This is a genomic window from Devosia litorisediminis (assembly GCF_018334155.1).
GTDB classification, from domain to species: Bacteria; Pseudomonadota; Alphaproteobacteria; order Rhizobiales; family Devosiaceae; genus Devosia; species Devosia litorisediminis.
Genome location: NZ_JAGXTP010000001.1, coordinates 1,921,284 through 1,936,572, shown reverse-complemented (window position 1 = coordinate 1,936,572; position 15,289 = coordinate 1,921,284). Strand labels below are relative to the sequence as shown.

Sequence of the window (15,289 nt, the reverse complement as noted above, 5' to 3'; positions counted from 1 at the left end):
CAACGCAGGGTTGGACGGGGAGGCTGGAGACGGGGGCGCCCGTTTGGCCGGGGAATTGGCAGTCGGGCTTGCAATACCAGCCTGGGCTGAACCGATCCCGGTGAGAAAGCTCCAGACCGTGATGGGCGGCCTTTGGCTCCCTGAGTTAGTAACTGGATTGAGCCAATGGCCGCCCATTACCCGTCACAAGCGCGACGCCGTAAGGCCGGGCGCAATTTCGGCACGTCCGAAAACCGTGCAGAACCGGCGTCTTTTCGCGGCAAAACCGTCGGAACCGGCGCGAGCCCCGCTATAGTGCTTTCCTGATTCGTTCTCGTGGAATGCTCGCCGATGTCTGACACCGATACCCTTCCGCCTGCCGATGACCAGCGCGTCGTCGACCTTAAGCAGGCGCTTGAGGAGCGGTACCTATCCTACGCTCTCTCGACGATCACCCAGCGTGCTCTGCCTGATGCGCGTGACGGTCTCAAACCCGTTCACCGCCGCATTATCCACGCCATGCGACTGCTCAAGCTTGATCCGGGTCAAGGCTACAAGAAGTCGGCGCGTATTGTCGGTGACGTGATCGGTAAGTTTCACCCGCATGGCGATCAGTCGATCTATGACGCCTTGGTGCGCCTGGCGCAGGATTTTGCGCTGCGCTACCCACTGGTCGATGGCCAGGGCAATTTCGGTAACATCGACGGCGATAACGCCGCTGCCATGCGATACACCGAAAGCCGCATGACCGATGTGGCGATGCGCCTGCTCGAGGGCATCACCGAAGACGCTATCGATTTTAAGGCGACCTATGACGGCGAGGACGAAGAGCCCGTCGTCCTGCCATCCAACTTTCCCAATCTGCTGGCCAACGGCTCAACGGGCATTGCAGTGGGCATGGCCACCTCGGTCCCCCCACACAATGTCTATGAGCTGTGTGAAGCGGCCCTGCATCTTATCAATGTCAATCCAGATGCTTCCGCCGAAGAGCTGACTCAGTTCGTGAAGGGGCCAGACTTCCCCACCGGCGGCATCATGGTGGAATCGGCGGCCTCGATTGCCCGCTCCTATGCCACGGGTCGCGGCTCGTTCCGTCTCCGGGCCAAGTGGGAGATCGAGGAAACCGGCCGCGGTTCCTATCTGATCGTGGTCACCGAAATTCCCTATGGCATCCAGAAGTCCCGGTTGGTCGAAAAGATCGCCGAGCAGCTGCTCGCCAAGAAACTGCCACTGCTCAAGGATGTGCGCGACGAAAGCTCGGACGATATCCGTCTTGTGCTTGAACCCCGCGCCCGCACTGTCGATGCGGTGATCCTGATGGAGCAATTGTTCAAGGTCAGCGATCTTGAAACCCGCTTCCCGCTCAATCTCAACGTGCTCGACAAGGGAGCGGTGCCCAAGGTGATGAGCCTGCCGCAGGCGCTCAAGGCCTGGCTTGAGCATCGCAAGGAAGTGCTGGTCCGCCGCTCGAACCATCGCTTGGGCCAGATCGCCCATCGCCTTGAAGTGCTTGGCGGCTACATCATTGCCTATCTCAACCTCGATGAGGTTATCCGCATCATCCGCGAGGAGGATGATGCCAAGGCCTCGCTGATGAGCACGTTTGAGCTCTCCGACGTGCAGGCTGAAGCGATCCTGAACATGCGCCTGCGCTCCTTGCGCAAGCTTGAGGAAATCGAACTCCGCAAGGAACACGAGAACCTGACCAAGGAGCAGGGGCAGCTTGAAGCGCTGTTGGCGTCTGAAAAGCGTCAGTGGTCCAATATCAGCAAGCAGGTCGAAGCCCTCAAGGCGGCCTATCCGCTGCTTGAGGCTGATGGCACGACGCCCCACGCATTGGGCGCCCGTCGCACCATCCTCAAGGATGCCCCCAACGCAGACCTCTCCGAAGTCACGGAAGCCTTTATCGAGCGCGAGCCGATCACGGTCATCCTGTCCGAAAAGGGCTGGATCCGCGCACCAAAGGGTCACACTGACGATATCGACGACAAGGGCTTCAAGGCCGGTGACCGGCTCAAGCTGTCGATCAAGTGCGAGACCACCGACAAGCTCCTCATGCTCACCACTGGTGGCAAGGTCTACACGCTGGCTGGCGACAAGCTGCCCGGCGGCCGCGGTCAGGGCGAGCCGGTGCGCATCATGGTCGATATCGAGGAAGGCCAGGATATCGTCGATATCTTTGTCTACCGCGCTGGCCAGAAGCGCATTGTTGCCTCCACCGCAGGCTATGGCTTCATCATTGGCGAAGACGACATGATCGCCAATACCCGCAAGGGCAAGCAGGTCCTCAACGTCGCGGCGCCTATCGAAGCGGCGCTACTCGTTCCGGTTGTTGGCGATCGCGTAGCCATTATCGGCCAGAACCGCAAGCTCCTCGTCTTCCCGCTCAGCCAGCTCGCCGAAATGAGCCGCGGCAAGGGCGTCCGCCTGCAGCGCTACAAGGATGGCGGCGTCTCTGACATCAAGACCTTCTACGCTGCTGATGGCCTCACCTGGACCGACAGCTCAGGTCGCACCTTTACCAAGCCGATGGAAGAGCTGACCGCCTGGATTGCTGACCGCGCTACCGCTGGCCGTCAGCCGCCCAATGGCTTTCCACGCAACAACAGGTTTACCGGATGATCCGCCACTGCGTCTTCGTCAAGTTTCGTGCCGATGTCAGCGCCGCCGAGCGCGCCGAGATTTACGCCGGGCTGAATGCACTGGTGGGCCAGATCGAGGGCTTGCTGTCTGCAGATTTCGGACCCAATATTTCGCCCGAGGGCGTGTCGCAGGGTTTCAACGATGGTTTCATCATGGATCTGGCCGACGAGGCTGCCCGTGATCGTTATCTGGTTGATCCTGCCCACAAGGCTGCCGGCGCGCGCCTTGTTGCCGCGCTTGAAGGTGGCCGCGACGGCATCATGGTCTTTGATCTGCAGGTCAACTAGTCGGGCAGGGGAGAGCTCGGTTGCACCGAGAATGTGAACACCACCGGCAGGTGATCGCTGGCTGTCCGCTGACCTGCATGGAGTTCGTGCACCACCACACCGCCGCGGGTCATTACGTGATCCAGGGGCAGGAACGGGATCGTGTCCTGCCAGGCGCCGAAGTAGAACCAGCGTAGCGGATAGGTCACCAGATTGACCGTCTCGCGTACCAGCCCGTTGCTGCTCACAAATTCACGCAGTGCGTAGGACCATGGTGTGGAATTGAAATCGCCCGCCACAATGAGCGGACCCTCCACTTCGGCAACAACTGCAGAGAGCCCCACCAATTGCGCGCGCTGACGTTCCACCGGTAGCGGCCAGTCCATATGCGTGGTCAGCACGGAAAAGGCGCCATACCCGTCAGGCTGAAACCGTGCCAGAATATGGCCTGTCCGGTCGGTCACATAGGCGTTATTGGGGCAGGCGCCGTCCTGCACCTGTTCAAACGGGATTCGAGAGTAGAGCCCCAGATTGGCCCTTTTGCCGCCGCGACAGCGGGTGAAAAACGGATAGTCAGCCAGCAGGCGCGGGTGCAGATCGGTGGCCTGCTCGCCGAAATATTCCTGCAACACGATGATGTCGGGATCTTCTGCCGCAATCGCCGCAGTTACCTTTGCCATCTCGTAATTCATGCCGAACAGATTGTGCGTCATCATCGTCACGGTGCCCGATGACGGCGGCGCAGGGCGCACCTGCATTCCTGAAATCAGTTCGGGCACCATCACATTGGCCGAGGCCGCCAGCCCGACAAAACCATAAATCAGCGCGACACGGCGCGCCTGACCACGCAGGGCCAGCGCCAGGATCACCAACCCGATCAGCGTGCCGGGAAACAGGAATATCTGGGCATGGTTGAGCAGGTCCAGCGCGCCAAAGGCAAAACCGAACAGCGCCGCAACTGCCAGTGTTGCCGCCAGCAAGGCGCCGAGGACAAGGCAGGTCCGGACAACGTTGAGCAGTGGTGTCATACCGAATCCGGCGCCAAAGGGATCACCACGATCTGGATGAGCCGTGTGGCCCAAACATGGCGCCTAGCTTAGTTCGACCCAGCCAAGCGGGCCGCGCTGCACCTGTAACGGCCGAAATTGCGCCTTGTAGGCCATCTTGGGGGAGTCCTGCACCCAATAGCCCAGATAGACGTAGTCCAGGGCCGCAGAACGGACCTGGGCGATGTGATCGAGAATAAGGAAGGTGCCCAGGCTGCGGTGGGCCATATCGGGGTCATAGAACGAATAGACCATCGATAGCCCGTCCGGCATCACATCGGTCAGGGCCACAGCCACCAGAGGCTGATCCGGATGCTCGCGCAAACGGTACTCGATCAGGATCGACTGAACCGGCGTGTCTTCGACCATATATTCGTAGTCGACATAACTCATCTGGGTCATGCCGCCACCGGCATGGCGCGAGTCCAGATAGCGCTTGAACAGATCATACTGCTCGCTGGTTGCCGTGGTTGGCCGCACTTCGATGCTCAGATCATCATTGGCGCGTAACGCCCGCCTGTAGCGCTTTGATGGCGCGAACCCATCTGCAACGATTCGTACAGACTGGCAGGCATTGCAGCCCTCGCAGGCTGGGCGGTAGATCAAATTCTGGCTGCGCCGAAACCCGTTTTCACTAAGCAGATGATGCAGGTTCGATGCCCGGCGGCCACTCAGATGCGTAAACAGCTTTCGCTCCTGCTTGCCCGGCAGATAAGGGCAAGGCATGGCGGCTGTCAGGAATAGTTGGGTGGTTTCTGGCGTCTGATCGGTCATTCACGACCCTTGGGTGCGGTTGAGGAACTCTACGCTCCCCAATCAGCCGCGGCAACGGGTCAGTATGCCTGATTGGCCCGTGCCGAATGGTCGCGCCAATGGCGTTCCATGGGAGAGCGTCGCACCATCAGCGTACCGGTGATCAGGTCGTGGATCATCTGCCGGCGGGGCGTGAACAGGGCAAACAGCAACGAGAGGGGCCAGGATATCCAGGTCGTGACCCAGAACACGCCAGCATGGACGAATGCCATCCAGCCATCCAGCGGCTGCCCACGTGTCGGCGTCAGCACAATGTCCATGGCCTGCATGCCCAGCGTTGCGCGCTTCGGCGAGCCCAGCGTGGCGCCGTAATAAAGAACGATTGTGGCCGGGACGACAAACATCAGCGCGAGCCAGCCCAGACCAAAGGTCACGAAGCCGACGATCAGCCCGACAAAGGCGAAGGCCAGGATCATCAATCCCATGACGAACAGGTCGATGAAAAAAGCCATGACGCGACGCGTCAACACGCCCTCGAACAATGCGGGAGCGGTCTTGGGGTCGGGCAGGGTAGGGCCGGTAGTGTCTGTCTGGTGCATGTCTTCAACATTGTTATGCCCCCGCGCCAGCGCAAGAGGCAAAGGCACACAAATGTTACTGCGTCAGTTCCCGTGCCATCTCGAGCGCGAAGTAGGTCAGTACGCCGTTGGCACCGGCACGCTTGAATGCGTGCAGGCTTTCGACAATAGCACCCTGGCGATCAATGGCGCCCGCGGCCGCGGCCATTTCGATCATCGCGTACTCGCCGCTCACCTGGTAGGCATAGATCGGAATATTGAAGTTGTCCCGGGCACGTCGGACGATGTCGAGATAGGGCATACCCGGCTTGACCATGACGCTGTCCGCGCCTTCGGCAATGTCCTGTTCGATCTCGCGCAGGGCCTCATCAGAATTGGCGTAGTCCATCTGGTAGGTACGCTTGTCACCCTTGAGACGACTGCCCGACCCGACAGCTTCGCGGAATGGTCCGTAATAGAAGGACGCGTATTTGGCGGCATAGGCCATGATCTGGGTCTGCTCGTACCCGCTGGCATCCAGCGCGGCACGAATGGCGCCAACCCGACCGTCCATCATGTCTGAGGGCGCAATGATGTCGGCGCCAGCCTTGGACTGCACCAGAGCGGATTTGATCATCACCTCGACGGTCTCGTCGTTGAGAACCTCTCCATCGCGCACCAGGCCGTCCTGGCCGTCGCTGGAATATTCGTCGAGCGCCACATCGGCGATCAGGCCGATCTCGGGTACTGCGCTCTTGATGGCGCTCAGCGCCCGGCACATCAGATTGTCGGGGTTGAATGCCTCGGCCCCGTTCTCGCTGCGTAGATGGTCGGGTGTGTTTGGAAACAGCGCCAGCGCCGGGATGCCGGCGTCGCGCGCCTGCTTGGCCGCTTCGATACACAAATCCACGCTCAGCCGTTCCACGCCCGGCATGGTGCGGATCTGGGTTTTCTGGTTCTCTCCCTCAATCACGAAAAGCGGCCAGATCAGGTCAGCCGGCGTAAGCGTGGTCTCGCGCACCATGGCCCGACTCCAGGCCGTGCGGCGTGTCCGGCGCAGCCGACGACCACCCAGTAGATCCATATCGTGCTTGTGCCACTGCTCGGCCATCTTGGTCTCCTGTTTCAACAAGCGGTTTAGCAGTGGCAGGCGGCGCCTCCAAGCACCGGCTTGTCGCATCCCTTGCCGACAGATAGAAAACTGCCATGGATTTCAACGCTCCGCCTATCGGCATCTATATTCGCATCGTCGCCATCATCAGCCTGCTGCTTGGGCTCAACGATGCTGCACGGCTGCTCGGCGTCAATCTGGGTGCTGTCAGCCCCATATCCACCATGGGCATGACCGGCTTTGTCTATCTGGCGATCTTTGCGCTGGCGCGCCTGTTCGCGGCGGTGGGGCTCTGGATCAAGGCCAGTTGGGGCGCAGTGCTTCTGGTGGGGGCCACCGGCGTCGAATTGGCGCTCTATCTGCTGGGTAGTTCTGATGTGGACATGACCGCCATCGGCTTCGCCGTACGTCTGGTCCTGCTGGCCTCTATCATCATCATCTTCGCGCTCAGCATTCGCAACAGCCGCGCCCGCGCCGCCGACTGAATAGCAGGGCTTCAAATCATGCCCGGCGCGTTTACACCCCCGTAAGGTTACAAATTTCTCTACTGGTGTAACGAAGAATAAAGCCAAATTCTCATTGCATTCCAGTAAGATGCTCTTAATCACGCTGCTTAGGGCGATCTTAGAAACGTGCCGGTAGTTTGTCCTCATGAGATGCGAAAAATCGCACAGACTGCATAACAGTGAGGCTAAAATGGCATTCAAATCCAACGCAGCCGAGGCATTGACCCCGGAACGTCCCAAGAGCTTGAAGCCGCTTTATCTGGAAGCCGTTTCCCGGGTAGAGCGTCTTCATCGCCGTCTGCTTGATCTCATCAAGGATGAGTTCGACCGGATGGGCTGGGATGATATCAATCCAGTTCAGGCGCTGCTGATGTTCAACATCGGTGACGCAGAGCTGACCGCTGGCGAGTTGCGCTCCCGCGGTTACTATCTGGGCTCGAACGTCTCCTACAATCTCAAGAAATTGGTCGAAACCGGCTACATCTTCCAGGAGCGCTCGCGTTCTGACCGTCGTTCGGTGCGCATTAAGCTCACCCCGAAGGGCGAAGAAGTGGCTGAAGTGATCGATGAACTCTATGATCGCCACCTCAAGTCCATCGACAAGGTCGGTGGTCTGGGCGACGACGAATTTGACGGCCTGAACAAGGCACTGGCCCGCCTTGAGCGCTTCTGGGTCGATCAGATCCTCTACAAGCTTTAACTCAACGGGCATCTGCTGTTGCCCGAGCGCCACACTGCATTGCAAACGCCGGTCCCCAGGGGCCGGCGTTCTCATTTTCGCCGCAAACACAGGTAAAGGGCACTATGGGGTTCAGGCCATTCCCTCGTCCTGACGGGCATGATCCGTCGGCATCACATGCGTTTGACCGCGTTGTGACCTCCGCTTGGGGATGGTAAAAGTTGATCTGCTTCGGCAGTCAGACAAAATCGGGTGACTTAATGCGGCTCAATCGACGTTCTCTCCTCCGGTACACGGCCATGGCCGGGGCTTCCATGGCCTTGCCAACCGCCCTGCGCGCGCAAGAAGGCGAGTCGATGTTCGACATGTTCGAGCGCAATCGCGTCCTGCGTGATGCCGACAGGGGCGGCAATACGACAGCGGCCGAGGCACTGATTGCAACCAATGAGCCGATTCTGTCTTTTGATACCGCCTACAATCTGCAGCTGGCGATCTCGCAATATGAGCCTTTCGTTGCCGCTGGCGGCTGGGAAGAAATCCCTCAGGAGGCTTATGGCCTGACGCTCGGTAACTCGAAGAAGTCGGTCATCGCCCTTAAGCGCCGCCTGATCTCGTCAGGCGATATGGGCATGGTCGACAACGTCAACGATGTTTTCGATGCGGATACCGATGCGGGCGTGCGTAAGTTCCAGGCGCGCCATGGTCTCAACATCAAGGGCCAGGTCGACGAAGCAACATGGTACGCCATGGCTGTTCCGGCCTCGCAGCGCCTGCAGCAGCTCTATCTCAACTATACCCGCGTCCAGAACATGGCCGCCAAGCTCAATCCACGTTACGTCGTGGTCAATATTCCGGCCGCTACCATCGAGGCCGTCAATGACGGCATGGTCGAGCAGCGCCACACCGCAGTGGTCGGTCGCGTCGATCGCGCCACGCCGATCATGGCCAGCAAGGTCAGCCAGATCAACTTCAACCCTTACTGGCATGTGCCCAAGTCGCTCGTTGAGCGCGACCTGACCAAGTACATGAAGGAAGACCCTGAATATCTGGCAAAGCAGAACATCCATATCTATGACGGCAAGGGCAATGAGATCTCCCCGGCCACCATCGATTGGAACAATTTGGGCAACGCGATCAATTACATGTATCGCCAGGAACCCGGCGCGGCCAATTCCATGGGCCACTGCAAGATCAACTTCTACAATCCGTTTGATTGCTATCTGCACGACACGCCGTCCAAGGCCTTGTTTGACGAGAACGCCCGGTTCCACTCGTCCGGCTGCGTCCGCGTTGAAGGTGTCAATCAGCTGGTGAACTGGCTGCTGCGCGACAATGGCGACTGGGATCTGAATCGCGTTGATCAGACCTTTGACTCGCTTGAGCGGCTCGACATTGAGTGCAAGGCACGCGTTCCCCTGCACACCACTTACATCACGGCCTGGGCCAACCGACAGGGTACCGTCAGCTTCCGTGACGACGTCTACAAGTTCGACGAACAGGGCAAGGTCAGCTTCGATCAGGCCTGATCCACTGAAATTCTTGCCATTTTTCCAACGCCCTCCCTTGCCGGAGGGCGTTGTTGTATTCGCAAGGCGTAGAATCTTGCTATCGTGGTGCCATGGCGCAGGGTGAAGTCTTATTCGAGTTTTCGCAGGTCGGCCGTCAGATGCGGGTGGCCGCGTTCGACGCTGCCACCGGCGTTGAAGTGATCGTCATCACCCCCGTCACGGCAACCAAGACCCAGATGCAGCAACTTGCCTTGGCCAAGCTGCGCCGAAAGCTGGGCGAAGGGGCCGCACCACCGGCCTCACCGGGCAAGTTCGCTTGAACTGCACGCAATTGCCCTTTCGCTGGCTTGTATTTTGCGCCATAATTCCAGCGTTCGCGCGACTGGCGAGAAGAGATGGGGAACCATCGGGGAACGCGAACCTTGAAGAGCCGCTCGCCTGGGCACCCATCCGCATATCAGGGGAGCCCCGATGCATCAGACCCAACTTTCTTGGCCTTGGAATCGCACTTCGCGACGTGATAAAGGCACCGTCACGCCCACCTGTATCGCCATTTGCGAGGTAATCGTTCCATGAGCGCCGCCACATCACTTCCGCTCTTCCCGAACTTTTTCACCAATTCCGTGGGTCAGACCGATCCGGAACTGGCGGCCGCCATCAAGGATGAGCTTGGCCGTCAGCAGAGTGAAATCGAGCTTATTGCCTCTGAAAACATCGTGTCCCAGGCCGTTCTGGACGCGCAGGGGTCGGTTCTCACCAACAAGTACGCTGAAGGCTATCCCGGTCGTCGCTACTATGGTGGCTGCCAGTATGTTGACGTCGCCGAGACGCTGGCCATTGAGCGCGCCAAGCAGCTTTTTGGCGTCGAGTTCGCCAACGTCCAGCCCAATTCTGGTTCGCAGGCCAACCAGGGTGTCTATCAGGCGCTGATTCAGCCCGGTGATACCATTCTGGGTATGTCGCTGGACGCCGGCGGGCACCTGACCCATGGTGCCAAGCCAAACCAGTCGGGCAAGTGGTTCAACGCCATCCAGTATGGCGTCCGCAAGCAGGACGGTCGTGTCGACATGGAGCAGGTGCGCAGCCTGGCCCATGAGCATCAGCCCAAGATGATCGTCGCCGGTTTTTCGGCTTATTCACGGACCATGGACTGGGCCGAATTCCGCACCATTGCCGATGAAGTCGGGGCAATTCTGTTTGTCGATATGGCCCATGTTGCTGGCCTGGTGGCGGGTGGCTCTTATCCAAGCCCATTCCCTCACGCCCATGTTGCCACAACCACGACCCACAAGACTCTGCGCGGCCCGCGCGGCGGCCTGATCCTGACCAATGACGAGGCAATCGCCAAGAAGGTTAACTCGGCGATTTTCCCCGGTATCCAGGGCGGCCCTTTGATGCATGTCATCGCTGCCAAGGCCGTAGCCTTCAAAGAAGCACTGCAGCCAGAGTTCAAGTCCTATACCCGTCAGGTAGTCGCCAACGCCAAGATACTGGCGGAAACCCTGGTCAAGGGCGGCGTTGATATCGTCACCGGCGGCACCGACAACCACCTGATGCTGGTTGATCTGCGTCCCAAGGGCTTGACCGGCAAGGCAACTGAAGCCGCTCTTGAGCGCGCTAACATCACCTGTAACAAGAATGCGGTCCCCTTTGATCCTGAAAAGCCCGCCATCACCTCGGGCGTTCGTCTGGGCACCCCGGCAGGCACGTCCCGCGGTTTCGGTGAAGCCGAGTTCCAGCTTATTGGCGAACTGATCATCGAAGTGCTTGATGGCCTTAAGGCCAATGGCGAGGACAATAACGCGGCTGTCGAGGCGCAGGTTCGCGACAAGGTCAAGACGCTCACCGATCGCTTCCCGATCTACGGTCTGTAAGGGCTTTTTATGCGCTGTCCCTATTGTGGAAATGACGACACCCAGGTCAAGGACAGCCGCCCGACCGAGGATTCCGGCGCCATTCGCCGCCGCCGCGTCTGTAATGGCTGCGGCGGCCGCTTCACCACGTTCGAACGGGTCCAGCTTCGCGACCTGACCGTGGTCAAAAAGAGTGGTCGCAAGGTACCGTTCGATCGCGAAAAACTGGCCCGCTCGGTCTATACGGCCTTGCGCAAGCGCTCGGTCGAAGCCGACAGGATTGAGCGCATGATCTCCGGCATTGTCCGCCAGCTGGAAAGTCTGGGCGATGTGGAAGTCACCTCTGACCAGATTGGCGAATATGTCATGGACGGGCTCAAGGGCCTCGATGACGTGGCTTTTGTCCGGTTTGCCTCGGTCTATAAGAATTTCTCGGCTGCCGACGATTTCCGGAATTTTCTGGCTGAATTGGCGGAGGGGCAGGGCACTCTGCGCGACGACGATTGACCCAGCTATCTGCCCAAGACGAGCGCTGGCTTGATGCTGCTGTGCGCTATGCGACGCCATTCCTGGGTACCACGGGCGACAACCCCTGTGCAGCCGCCCTGATCGTTGATCCACACAAGCAGGCACTGATCGCCCGCGCCGTCACGGCGCGCGGTGGCAGGCCGCACCCCGAAGCAATCGCCCTTGAAAATGCCGGCTTCGACGCCGCGGGGGCGACCCTTTACGTTACGCTTGAGCCTTGTCATCACTGGGGTCGCACACCGCCCTGCGCTGACGCAATTGTTCGCGCCGGCGTCATGCGGGTGGTCATTGGCGTTGCCGATCCGGACCCGCGTACAGCCCAGGCTGGCGTTGAACGCCTCGAATCTGCCGGCATTGAAGTCGTGCTGGCCGAACACGCGCCGTCCGTGGCCTTGCATGCTGGCCATATGCGCCACCGCGTCAAGGCTCGGCCCTATGTCACGGTCATGATGGCAGTGTCGCCAGACGACAAGGTTGTCACCCCAGCCAGCGGTCCTGCTCGCGATTGGCTCGACCTGCAACGCTCCCGATCCAATGCCGTGTTGATCGGCGCCGCGACCGCGCGCCATCTCGACCAGCAGCTGGCAATCGCCTTGCCCGGTCTGGCATCTCGGACCCCATTGCGGGTGGTGCTGTCAGGGGCCGAAGGACTTGATCGCAGCTTGAATCTTATTGGTGGTTTTTCCGGCTATCGCACTGCAATCATTGCCGAAACTACCGTCTCGATTGACGCGCCAGTCTCAGTCGAGGTCTTACGCGTCAAGGGCACAAAAGGGCGCCCGGACCTTTCGGCCAGCCTCGCAGCGCTCGCCGACAAGGGCATTCAGAATCTGCTGGTGGAGTCTGGTCCGCGACTGACATCGGCACTGTTGCTTGCCGGGCTGGTTGACTGCTTCGGCTTGATCACAACTGCTGCTGGCGACACCGCAGGCCCGGCAGCATCAAGCACCGGGCCGATGGCCGATTTGATCCGCGAGCAGGGGCTTGTCGAGACCGGCCAGCAAGCGCACGGAGCCCACACGCTCAAATTCTTTCGACGGCCCGCATAGCTGCAGGCGTGCCAATTGTATTGATGTTCCTGCCGGAGGCGACTATGGGGTTGGCCCTTGCCGCCCGGTGCCTTCAGCCCGGAATCAAAAGAGTGACTTTCTATGGCCGATGCCCCCAAGCGCGATCCCCAGACCGACCGACCCGCCAACCAGCGCGGCGCCGCCCGACTGGCGGCTGTGCAGGCGCTCTATCAGATGGATATCGGCCGGACCTCGCTGGAAGATACGCTTGCCCAGTTTGGCAGCTTCCACCTGGGTCGCGAGATCGAAGGCGAGCAGTATCTGCCTGCTGACGCTGACTTTTTCAAGCAGATCGTCACCGGCGTCACCAAGCATCAGCTGGCGATTGACCCTGCCGTGGATCAGGCCCTGGCCGAAGGTTGGCCGGTCGAGCGCGTTGATGCCACCTTGCGCGCTATCCTGCGCGCCGCTGCCTTTGAACTGCTGCGCCGCAAGGATATCCCGCCGCGCGTGGTCATCACCGAATATGTGGACATTGCCAAGGCCTTCTACGAAGACGAGGCCACCGGCATGGTCAATGGCGCACTCGACGCCATCGCCCGCACGGCCGGCTCGGACATGTCCGAGACCAAATAGGGCAGGGCCTATTGCGGCATGGGCGCCTTCTCGTCCTGCCATTTCTCTTCAGCAAGATCATCGCCACCGGCCGCAATTACCGCTTTGATGGCGTAATTGGCGGCGTGGCGAGCATGGCTCGGCTCGTGAGCGGTCGCAGCTGAATGCGCTGCGGCGCGGGCCGCGTCGCGGGCCACCGCATCACCCGCATCGCGTGCAGCAGCATGGCCGGCAACGGCGGCCTTGCGGGCTTCTGCCATGGTTATCTTGCCGCTCGCCCAGCGTCGTGCTGCTGAAATTGCCGCCTTGGGACGGGAATCGCCTGGCTTTGCGGCTTCAAACAGGGGCAGGACGCGCTCGGCGCAGTCTGCTGCCCAGCTGGCGATCGCCTTGTGGTGCTTGGTATTGTGCTGCATCTGTGTCTCCAAAAAGCAAAAAGCCCCGGTCTCCCGGGGCCTTCGATAACTCGGCGCAGCCGGTCTAGAACGACTGCAGAATCTGATCGATAAAGGTGCGGTCTTCGCCAAATGATGGCGTACGCCGTGTTTCCATGGCGATGGTCTTGCCGTCCTGAAGCGTATAGACGGCCTTGTCGACCACTTTCTTGTTCTTGTCGAAATAGACCGCCAGGACTGTGCGTGAGTCAATCATGCTCATGCCGAACGCGGTCTGGCGAATTTTGGTCTCCACATAGTACCAGGCCGACTGGTCACCAAATGTATTGGTCGACTGCGGAGAGCCCAGCACCAGGCTGACCAGTTTCTGGCTCTGACCGGGGCGGATCTGGGCCTGAGCGCTCTCGGAAATCTCATAGCCTTGGGTTCGCGAGCTCACCAGCGAGGTGCTGCTGGTGCAGGCTCCCAACGCGACCGCGATCACGACAGCGGCTGCGATTGGCGCAAATGGACCGGAGACGGAACGCAGGGACATGAATTTGACTTTCTCGATGGCTCTCGACTATAGGCACGACCACAACGCGGCAAACGCTTCAGCCGCCGGAATGTGTAGCTGCCAATCTGCCCGTCTGGCAAGCTGGCAATGGTCCGATGGGCCGTTTTGCCCGGGTGTTAGGCCGACCACGAAGCTGAGCGCAACCCCATGATACTCAACCTGTTCCGCAAGAATACCGCCACCGAACCGGTTTACGCCGTTTATAGCGCCATTGTGGCGCAATCCCGGCAGCCCCATTTCTACGCCGAATGGCAGGTGCCTGACACCGTCACCGGTCGCTTCGACATGATCAGCCTGCATATGGCCCTGCTGTTCCGCCGGCTTCGTGCCGAGGCCAGCACGGATAAGGATTTTAGTCAGGCCGTTTTTGATCTGTTTTTCAAGGACATGGACAGATCATTGCGCGAGATGGGGGTCGGCGATCTCGGCGTTCCCAAGCGCATCCAGAAGATGGGCAACGTGTTCTTCGGTCTGCTTGCTGCCTTGTCTGAAGCGATGGATCGCCATGATCTGGTCGCACTGCAAGGCGTATTGTCGCGCAATATTTATGACGAAGCCGAAGGCAGTCACGTCGAGGCTATGGCTGCCTATCTACTGCGTCAGGATGCAGCCGTGTCCCGCCAGTCCGCTGATGCCATAACAAATGGCACTATTGAGTTTGAGAGCCCGCAATGAGCCAGTCCGACGCCCCCATACTCGACGCGATCGTGCGCATTGACCGCCTCCCCGCTTCGGGACGCTCGGTCAAGGTCGCCACTGATACGCAAAAGCGCGCTGAACTGGCGCAAATTCTCAAGGTTGATGCGGTTGAAGTTTTCGACGCCAACCTCACCGTCACGCCGCTGCGCGGCGGTATCCGTGCCCTCGGCCACCTGAGCGCGCGCGTCGTCCAGTCCTCTGTGGTGTCGTTTGAGCCTGTCTATCAGGATATCGAAGAAGCAATTGACCGGGTGTTTCTGCCACAGGACACCGAAAAGGTTGCCACGCCCGGATCTGAGGTTTTTGTCGACCTTGAGGACGACGACTTTCCCGATCACATTGACGGACCGGAGGTCGATTTGAGCGCATTGCTGCTCGAAACCATCGGCTTGGCCATCGATCCCTATCCGCGTCGTCCCGGCGAAAGTGTCGAATCTCTGGGGCTGAATGTCGATGGCGAGGCCTCCGGGCCGTTCGCTGCACTGACAAAACTCAAGAAGTCCACCGACATTGATCAGTAGCACCAGCGGCGGGGCTTGCACCGACTCCCCGATGGGATATGTTCGCAGGCCTGCCGATTAGGCG

At 59.9% G+C, this 15,289-nt stretch carries 18 protein-coding genes and 1 riboswitch; of the genes, 12 read left to right on the top strand and 6 right to left on the bottom strand.

From position 1 onward, the window contains the following. Nucleotides 1–330: 330 nt before the first annotated feature. Nucleotides 331–2,601, top strand: a complete 2,271-nt coding sequence (gene parC, locus KD146_RS09280; protein WP_212658395.1) for a DNA topoisomerase IV subunit A — start codon at nucleotides 331–333, stop codon at nucleotides 2,599–2,601. After that, complete coding sequence (locus KD146_RS09275) at nucleotides 2,598–2,909, top strand: Dabb family protein (protein ID WP_212658394.1); 312 nt, start codon at nucleotides 2,598–2,600, stop codon at nucleotides 2,907–2,909. The genes parC and KD146_RS09275 overlap by 4 nt, the downstream gene beginning before the upstream one ends. Here KD146_RS09275 and KD146_RS09270 read toward each other — a convergent pair. The 4 genes from KD146_RS09270 to hemB all read right to left on the bottom strand — a co-directional run bounded on the left by KD146_RS09270 (nucleotide 2,906) and on the right by hemB (nucleotide 6,355). Further along, complete coding sequence (locus KD146_RS09270; protein WP_212658393.1) at nucleotides 2,906–3,916, bottom strand: endonuclease/exonuclease/phosphatase family protein; 1,011 nt, start codon at nucleotides 3,914–3,916, stop codon at nucleotides 2,906–2,908. The two genes, KD146_RS09275 and KD146_RS09270, sit on opposite strands and share 4 nt — an antisense overlap. Before the next feature lie 63 nt (nucleotides 3,917–3,979). Then, a complete protein-coding gene (locus KD146_RS09265; RefSeq protein WP_212658392.1) occupies nucleotides 3,980–4,708 on the bottom strand; it encodes an arginyltransferase in 729 nt (242 codons plus the stop codon). Nucleotides 4,709–4,767: 59 nt separating this feature from the next. Next, nucleotides 4,768–5,286, bottom strand: a complete 519-nt coding sequence (locus tag KD146_RS09260; RefSeq protein ID WP_212658391.1) for an RDD family protein — start codon at nucleotides 5,284–5,286, stop codon at nucleotides 4,768–4,770. Between the two features lie 55 nt (nucleotides 5,287–5,341). Further along, nucleotides 5,342–6,355, bottom strand: coding sequence for a porphobilinogen synthase (hemB, locus tag KD146_RS09255; RefSeq protein WP_212658390.1), 1,014 nt, complete (start codon nucleotides 6,353–6,355; stop codon nucleotides 5,342–5,344). A 95-nt stretch (nucleotides 6,356–6,450) separates the two neighbouring features. On the opposite strand from hemB, the gene KD146_RS09250 reads away from it, so the two are divergent. The 8 genes from KD146_RS09250 (at nucleotide 6,451) to nusB (ending at nucleotide 13,075) form a co-directional block, all read left to right on the top strand. Next, nucleotides 6,451–6,840, top strand: a complete 390-nt coding sequence (locus KD146_RS09250) for a DUF6163 family protein (protein WP_212658389.1) — start codon at nucleotides 6,451–6,453, stop codon at nucleotides 6,838–6,840. A 211-nt stretch (nucleotides 6,841–7,051) separates the two neighbouring features. Next, entirely contained in the window at nucleotides 7,052–7,561 is a 510-nt protein-coding gene (ldtR, locus tag KD146_RS09245; protein ID WP_212658388.1) for a transcriptional regulator LdtR, read from the top strand. 293 nt (nucleotides 7,562–7,854) lie between these two features. Further along, nucleotides 7,855–9,066 carry a L,D-transpeptidase family protein gene (locus KD146_RS09240; protein ID WP_212658387.1) on the top strand — a complete coding sequence of 404 codons (1,212 nt, stop codon included), beginning with the start codon at nucleotides 7,855–7,857 and terminating at the stop codon, nucleotides 9,064–9,066. Nucleotides 9,067–9,158: 92 nt separating this feature from the next. Further along, on the top strand, nucleotides 9,159–9,368 hold the full coding sequence (locus tag KD146_RS09235; protein ID WP_212658386.1) for a DUF6898 family protein: 210 nt from the start codon (nucleotides 9,159–9,161) through the stop codon (nucleotides 9,366–9,368). 48 nt (nucleotides 9,369–9,416) lie between these two features. Then, nucleotides 9,417–9,499: riboswitch (ZMP/ZTP riboswitch) on the top strand. Between the two features lie 121 nt (nucleotides 9,500–9,620). Beyond that, the gene (gene glyA, locus KD146_RS09230; RefSeq protein WP_212658385.1) at nucleotides 9,621–10,922 is read left to right on the top strand and encodes a serine hydroxymethyltransferase; all 1,302 of its coding nucleotides are present in this window, start codon (nucleotides 9,621–9,623) and stop codon (nucleotides 10,920–10,922) included. A gap of 9 nt (nucleotides 10,923–10,931) precedes the next feature. After that, nucleotides 10,932–11,408, top strand: a complete 477-nt coding sequence (gene nrdR / locus KD146_RS09225) for a transcriptional regulator NrdR (RefSeq protein WP_212658384.1) — start codon at nucleotides 10,932–10,934, stop codon at nucleotides 11,406–11,408. Then, nucleotides 11,405–12,478, top strand: a complete 1,074-nt coding sequence (ribD, locus tag KD146_RS09220) for a bifunctional diaminohydroxyphosphoribosylaminopyrimidine deaminase/5-amino-6-(5-phosphoribosylamino)uracil reductase RibD (RefSeq protein ID WP_212658383.1) — start codon at nucleotides 11,405–11,407, stop codon at nucleotides 12,476–12,478. Before nrdR ends, ribD begins: the two co-directional genes overlap by 4 nt. Nucleotides 12,479–12,580: 102 nt before the next feature. Continuing rightward, nucleotides 12,581–13,075 (top strand): transcription antitermination factor NusB, encoded by a 495-nt coding sequence (gene nusB, locus KD146_RS09215; protein WP_212658382.1) that lies wholly within the window; start codon nucleotides 12,581–12,583, stop codon nucleotides 13,073–13,075. Nucleotides 13,076–13,083: 8 nt separating this feature from the next. On the opposite strand, the gene KD146_RS09210 is transcribed toward nusB, so the two are convergent. Together KD146_RS09210 and KD146_RS09205 are read right to left on the bottom strand one after the other, a co-directional pair. After that, nucleotides 13,084–13,470 (bottom strand): putative immunity protein, encoded by a 387-nt coding sequence (locus tag KD146_RS09210; RefSeq protein ID WP_212658381.1) that lies wholly within the window; start codon nucleotides 13,468–13,470, stop codon nucleotides 13,084–13,086. A 64-nt stretch (nucleotides 13,471–13,534) separates the two neighbouring features. Further along, entirely contained in the window at nucleotides 13,535–13,984 is a 450-nt protein-coding gene (locus KD146_RS09205; RefSeq protein WP_212658380.1) for an outer membrane protein assembly factor BamE, read from the bottom strand. Nucleotides 13,985–14,152: 168 nt separating this feature from the next. Between KD146_RS09205 and KD146_RS09200 the strand changes: the two genes are divergently transcribed. After that, nucleotides 14,153–14,680 (top strand): ubiquinol-cytochrome C chaperone family protein, encoded by a 528-nt coding sequence (locus tag KD146_RS09200; RefSeq protein ID WP_212658379.1) that lies wholly within the window; start codon nucleotides 14,153–14,155, stop codon nucleotides 14,678–14,680. Beyond that, entirely contained in the window at nucleotides 14,677–15,225 is a 549-nt protein-coding gene (locus KD146_RS09195) for a YceD family protein (protein WP_212658378.1), read from the top strand. Before KD146_RS09200 ends, KD146_RS09195 begins: the two co-directional genes overlap by 4 nt. The last annotated feature ends 64 nt before the right edge of the window (nucleotides 15,226–15,289 follow it).